The following is a 4,027-nucleotide window of genomic DNA, read 5'->3' as shown; positions in this document are numbered from 1 at the left end:
GGGAAAATCTATTGCGGGGTGGTGGGTGCTCTTATAGGTTGTTATTTTCGATCTGTCGTTTCCGGATTGGCCCTCAAAAACGGAATATTTGCTTAATTTTGCAGAATTTATTCACACTTATAGATTGCGGGCGTCCGGGTGAGTAGTGGAACAAAACGGGGTCAAATCAGGCCCGGTATGATGGGGAGCCACGATGACAGACGGAACGGCGGATCGGAAGGACCTGCAGCCGGCTTCGGCCCGGATCTGGTTGAGCTGGATTGCAGACGCATTGGTTCTGCGCCGCAGGGCGCTTCGGTTGACACGCGGGAACCGCGAGGAGGCGGAGGATCTGTTGTCTGCGACCTTGGTCAAGGCCGTGACCCATGTCGAAAGGCATCAGACGGAGGTGCGCGAGCCGCGGGCGTTTTTGCTGTTTGCCATGAAAAACGAACACATCAGCCGAATCAGGCGTCTGTGCTCGGAGCGTCAGGTCCGCGACTTCAAGGCCGATATCCACGAACCATACGGGGTGGACCTGTCGGACCATCAGCCGGGCCAGGAGGAAAAGCTGAAGCACAGGGAAGCTCTTGCGCGGGTCCTTGATCAGGTCGGCATGATGACGCCGGAGCTGCGGCAGGTGTTTCAGATGCGGTTTTGCGAGGAGCGCAGCTACAAGGACATTGCGGCCAGTCTCGGGATTTCCGAACCGCTTGCCCGCAAGCGTGTCCAGCATCTGAGGCAGTCGCTCAAGACCGCCATTGCCGAGACCGACCCTTCGGCAATGTCCAGATCCTGCCGTTTGTCACAGGCAAGCGGTTGAAACGTCCAACGAAATGACCTTGCGGGCGTGAAGGCGGCCGGAAAGCGTCATTTTTGGCAAGGTGACAGTGATCCAGATAGGAACGAACCATGGCTGATGTCGTGAATGCCCAGATCACCGATGCGGTGACGCAAACCAACGTCAAGGTTGTTGCGGAAGCGCCCGCCCAGGCGATCGCCAGTCTTTATCAAGTGGCCGGTCACGCTTCGGGATTGTCGATACAGAATGCGGTCAACAGCCAGCAGGCCATGAACCAGATTACCACAGCGGTTGTGTCCAAGGCCTGTCAGCTGATTATGGAAATCGGGGAAAGCTGAGCGATTTTTCCACAGGGCTGCGGCTCTGGTTGTAGTGTGTTTTTGACCCACCTTTGGAGGGAGTGCGGTTATGTGGCTGGATCGACTGTTCGGAAGCAGGAAACACGCCCCCTCCGGGGTTCAGGAAGGCAGCGTGACGGAAGAAACCGGGGTTCACGAAGGCAGCATGACGGACGAAGGCGTCTCAGCCGCGCCGCAGCCCGAAGGGTCATCTGCGGAGCACACGCCGTTGCCGGGTGCTGAGGACAAGGCCGACCCCCATTTGTCCAGAGACGGCAACGGTCGCTTGCGTCCGCGCGGCGAGCCGGCAGCGGAGAACGGCAATTCGCCGGAGGGCGCGGGTGAAAGTGCCCCAAAAAGGGAAGGGGGGGCTCAAAATGGAGCAGGTCCGAAGGGGAGTGCGGCGGCCAAACCCCCGGCCCGGCCAGCTCCCGACACCTCGGCGCTCAACCAGAAAATCGTTCAGGCGGTCCAGTTCGCCAACTATGAGAACACGAGTTTCGGTCCTGACATGGTCATCACGCCACCGGACCTGATGGCCGGGCAGGCCGCCGGGCTCGCTGTCCAGGATGCCGCCAATTACATGAATGCCATCATGCAAATCGCGGTCGCGGCCCAGGCCGTTGCGCTCAAGAAGGCGGCTGAAGGTCCGGTTCAGGCCGTGGAGGAAATCCCGTTGCTGCTGGAAATTCAAAAAATGGTGTCCGGGGCCGTCGAGGTCTATGGCAATGTGGCCACGACAGCTGGCAAGAACACCGAGACCTTCATCTCCGACATCAACTCTTCAGAATCGTGAACCGGGAGGCGGATATGCAAACGCGGACAGACGAGCTGTTGCAACGGGCGATCCATCGTCCGGGGCCTGCGATCAATAGTGCAGGCAATGGCGGGAAAGACGAGCCGCAAGAACCAAAGCGGCTTTCCGGCAAGGATGGCAAACGCAAGGCCGACCCTGCCGGAGGCGGCAAGAGGACCTTGAAGCAGGCGTTTGACGATTTGCCCGCAGCCGAAAAGCTGAATTTGCTCGCCGCGCTCAGGAGCATTCTCGGCCGGCGCTGAAGGATCAGGACAGCCGTTTCCGATTAACTGGAACGTCCGGGCGATCTGCCCGGGCGAACGAAGGAGGTTTGCCGTGGAACACGAACTTCAGGAGGTCGGGCGCGAGCTTGACCGGATATTGCAACGGACCCTGGTCCAATGGCTTGAGGCACTCGAGACCGATGACAGCCGCCGCAGTGAGGCGGTTCTTTATTGCGCGTACCCGGAGGAGCTGTCCCGGATCGCATCGGCACGCATGATGGTGGGATCCGCCCTCGAGACAAGACGCCAGATTGAGTGGGCTCCGGACAGGGATGGCGGGACTTCGGACGCAGGCGTACGGGGCGGTGCTTGTTGCGGTTGGCCGGCATGTATTTGTGTCATGCCGGTGTTCGAGCCTTTCAATCCGGGCCCGAAACCACGCAAATGCGGGCGGAGTGACCCGGCGCGGTCAGTCACCAGAACAAGCCGTCCGGATCGTTTCGGGGTGATGGAGGAAACCGTCAAAGTGGACGTTGCGGAGGTCGAAGTGGCGGAAACACAGGTCGAGGACGTCGAAACGAGGGAGCCTGAAGATGGTGGAGACCGAAAGACCCGGCGCTCAACGAACATCGGGGAGTAACAGGGCCGCGCAACCGGCGAATGTCCTGAAACAAGTCATTGAGGGTTATCTGGAAGTGGTAAAACTCCAGCAGGATTATCAAGCGCTCTACAAGTCCTTGCCAAGTGTTGCCGGGATTGCGGGAGAGATCCTCAAACGGAAGGAGGAAACGGACCGGGCCATGGCCGAGGCCCATGTGGCGGTCGAAAAGGTCATCCGGGAAGCGAGTGAAAAAGCCGACGCTCTTTCGAAATCCATGGCGGAGCAGCACAGCCTTCTGGAACAGGTTCTTGGCAACAAGGAAGTGCTGGACGAACTCCTCAAGGCAGGAAAGGAAGGGATGTCCATGCCAAATGCCGGTGGGGCGGGACTGGGGGGCGGTCTGGCAGGCGGTTTGGCCAGTGGTCTCGGCCGGCCGGACCAGACGCCGGCAGGGGGAGCCGATCCCAAGATCGCCTTTCAACTGAACACCATGATGGGGAACATCCAGGCGATGGTCTCGCGGGAGGTCGAGCGTCAGCTTGCAGCCTTGAGGGCCCAGGCTGAGAGAACGATCAAGAACGCCACGGACCAATAGCCGGTTCTTCTTAAAATATATTCAAGTAAATCAGGGGCTGGTAAGCGAAATTTATCTTCACACGCAGAGGTTTCAGGCGTCCTTTTAAATGCCTGATGCCGGTAAACCTGCCGGCGCAATTGAAGGAGTTCAATATGCCAGACCCTGTAACAGTAAACCCGATGGTCACCGATGCCGTCACACAGTCCAATGTGAAAGTTGTCGGTGAATCGCCTGCGATGGCGCTCAGTTCGCTTTATCAGGCCAGCTCGCATTCCACCGGGATCCTGTTCGAGAATGCGGTTGCCGCGCAGCAGCAACAGAACATTCTTGCCCAGGCCGCCGTGAACCAGGGTGTCATGCAGATCTACAGCATGGACACAATGGCGGGTGCCGGGGCAACCGAAAAGGTCGGACAAAGCGGCGTCGCGGACAATCTGACCAGCCTGCTGACCATCCTCAACGCTTTCAGCGGCGGCCGGTAAACGTCACTGCCGTTGCGGCGCAAGTCTGACCCCGTTCCGGATCGCCGGTGCGGGGTCATTCTTGGTCCGGGCGCTGAATGGGTGAATTCAAGCGCGAGCTGCAACACAGTGCAAGCTTCCCAATCTGCAGCGCCCTTTCTCAGGGAAGGCCTTTCAAGGCAAAATGTGCCTTGAAGGACTTCCTTGCGATCTTGGTACAAGGGATTGAGTGTCAAGGGTTGGAGAGCC

7 protein-coding genes are annotated in these 4,027 nt (G+C 59.1%); all 7 read left to right on the top strand.

Translation table 11 applies throughout. The features are described 5' to 3' along the window. Positions 1-193: 193 nt before the first annotated feature. Positions 194-802, top strand: coding sequence for an RNA polymerase sigma factor (locus tag E1297_RS03820; RefSeq protein ID WP_155134113.1), 609 nt, complete (start codon positions 194-196; stop codon positions 800-802). Positions 803-891: 89 nt separating this feature from the next. Then, positions 892-1,119, top strand: coding sequence for a RebB family R body protein (locus E1297_RS03815; protein ID WP_155134110.1), 228 nt, complete (start codon positions 892-894; stop codon positions 1,117-1,119). Between the two features lie 70 nt (positions 1,120-1,189). Further along, a complete protein-coding gene (locus E1297_RS03810) occupies positions 1,190-1,915 on the top strand; it encodes a hypothetical protein (RefSeq protein WP_155134107.1) in 726 nt (241 codons plus the stop codon). Positions 1,916-1,929: 14 nt separating this feature from the next. Beyond that, on the top strand, positions 1,930-2,178 hold the full coding sequence (locus tag E1297_RS03805; RefSeq protein ID WP_155134104.1) for a hypothetical protein: 249 nt from the start codon (positions 1,930-1,932) through the stop codon (positions 2,176-2,178). Between the two features lie 73 nt (positions 2,179-2,251). After that, positions 2,252-2,779 carry a hypothetical protein gene (locus tag E1297_RS03800; protein ID WP_155134101.1) on the top strand — a complete coding sequence of 176 codons (528 nt, stop codon included), beginning with the start codon at positions 2,252-2,254 and terminating at the stop codon, positions 2,777-2,779. Further along, positions 2,733-3,335 (top strand): hypothetical protein, encoded by a 603-nt coding sequence (locus tag E1297_RS03795; protein WP_155134098.1) that lies wholly within the window; start codon positions 2,733-2,735, stop codon positions 3,333-3,335. The genes E1297_RS03800 and E1297_RS03795 overlap by 47 nt, the downstream gene beginning before the upstream one ends. A 134-nt stretch (positions 3,336-3,469) precedes the next feature. Further along, positions 3,470-3,799 carry a RebB family R body protein gene (locus E1297_RS03790; protein WP_155134095.1) on the top strand — a complete coding sequence of 110 codons (330 nt, stop codon included), beginning with the start codon at positions 3,470-3,472 and terminating at the stop codon, positions 3,797-3,799. Positions 3,800-4,027 lie beyond the last annotated feature (228 nt).

It is taken from the genome of Roseibium sp. RKSG952 (assembly GCF_009711355.1).
Note: the sequence above shows the minus strand (reverse complement) of the source record. Positions and strands in the feature narration are given on the sequence as shown.

Coding starts and splice junctions, on each gene's coding strand:
- E1297_RS03820 (WP_155134113.1), top strand. CDS start 194: ATGACAGACGGAACGGCGGATCGGAAGGACCTGCAGCCGGCTTCGGCC.
- E1297_RS03815 (WP_155134110.1), top strand. CDS start 892: ATGGCTGATGTCGTGAATGCCCAGATCACCGATGCGGTGACGCAAACC.
- E1297_RS03810 (WP_155134107.1), top strand. CDS start 1,190: ATGTGGCTGGATCGACTGTTCGGAAGCAGGAAACACGCCCCCTCCGGG.
- E1297_RS03805 (WP_155134104.1), top strand. CDS start 1,930: ATGCAAACGCGGACAGACGAGCTGTTGCAACGGGCGATCCATCGTCCG.
- E1297_RS03795 (WP_155134098.1), top strand. CDS start 2,733: ATGGTGGAGACCGAAAGACCCGGCGCTCAACGAACATCGGGGAGTAAC.
- E1297_RS03790 (WP_155134095.1), top strand. CDS start 3,470: ATGCCAGACCCTGTAACAGTAAACCCGATGGTCACCGATGCCGTCACA.